This window comes from Micromonospora craterilacus (assembly GCF_003236315.1).
In the GTDB taxonomy this organism is placed as follows: domain Bacteria; phylum Actinomycetota; class Actinomycetes; order Mycobacteriales; family Micromonosporaceae; genus Micromonospora; species Micromonospora craterilacus.
Genome location: NZ_POTY01000497.1, coordinates 1 through 1,104, shown reverse-complemented (window position 1 = coordinate 1,104; position 1,104 = coordinate 1). Strand labels below are relative to the sequence as shown.

The following is a 1,104-nucleotide window of genomic DNA, read 5'->3' as shown; positions in this document are numbered from 1 at the left end:
ACCAGGAACTTCTCGAAATTCCACCGGATGTCGCCGGTGTGGCCCTCGGCGTCGGAGGTGTCGACCAGGGCCGCGTAGAGCGGGTGCCGGTCGGGGCCGTTGACCTCGATCTTCTCCGTGAGCGGGAAGGTCACCCCGTAGTTGACCTGGCAGAACTCGCTGATCTCCGCAGCGCTGCCGGGCTCCTGGCCGGCGAACTGGTTGCACGGTACGCCGAGCACCACCAGTCCGCGGTCGGCGTACTCGTCGTGCAGTGCCTGGAGGCCGGCGTACTGCGGGGTGAGGCCGCAGCGGGACGCGACGTTGACCACGAGCAGGGCGCGTCCGCGGTACTGCGCGAGATCGGCCGGGCCGCCGGAGAGCGCGTCGATCGGGATGTCGAAGACGGTCATGCCGCGAGGCTACCGCCGGCCGCCCGGTGGGTCGGCGTGCCCACTGTCGTGTCGCCGTGACGCCGGGTGGTGCTCGTGGTTCCGTCCGCCGGGTCGACCCGCGCAGCGCCGGGAGCGGTGCCGCGAGCGCCGCCGCCCGACCCTGGCCACGCGGTGACCGGGGCGGTTTCTCCTGGGCGTGGAAATCGAAACATGCACATCTTGACGAAGTGGTGGCCTGTGAGTAGCGTCTCCTCAACATTTTGGAAAGTTTCCTAACTGTTTGGAGACGCCACATGAAGAGATCGCTCCGCCGGGCCCTCTGGGTCGGCGCCGTGGTCGCGGTGACCGTCGCCACGGTCCCGATGGCCTCGGCGTTCGGCGCCGGAAGCGTGACCACCTCGTTCACCCGGGTGCAGGACTGGGGGACCGGTCACGAGACGAGGGTCACCATCACCAACGGGTCGGACGCCAGCGTGAGCACCTGGCGCATCGAGTTCGAGCTGCCCTCGGGTACCACCATCGGCAGTTCCTGGGACGCGGACGTCACCCGTACCGGGAACCGCTACGTCGCGGTCAAGAAGAGCTGGGCCGGCGCGCTCGCCCCCGGCGCCTCCTTCAGCTGGGGCTACAACGGCACCGGGCCGTACCGGGCGCCGCTGAACTGCACCATCAACGGCGCGCCGTGCGGCGGCGGCACCACCCCGCCGACCACCACCGCGCCGCCGACCAC

The 1,104-nt window shown here is 70.2% G+C and carries 2 protein-coding genes; one reads left to right on the top strand and one right to left on the bottom strand.

Annotated features, from left to right (window positions below; all coding sequences use genetic code 11):
• On the bottom strand, positions 1 to 392 hold a 392-nt coding region (locus tag C1I95_RS34060), incomplete at its 3' end, for a glutathione peroxidase (RefSeq protein ID WP_111220228.1).
• Positions 393 to 667: 275 nt separating this feature from the next.
• On the opposite strand from C1I95_RS34060, the gene C1I95_RS34055 reads away from it, so the two are divergent.
• A partial coding sequence (locus tag C1I95_RS34055; protein WP_199524044.1) for a cellulose binding domain-containing protein occupies positions 668 to 1,104 on the top strand: 437 nt, incomplete at its 3' end.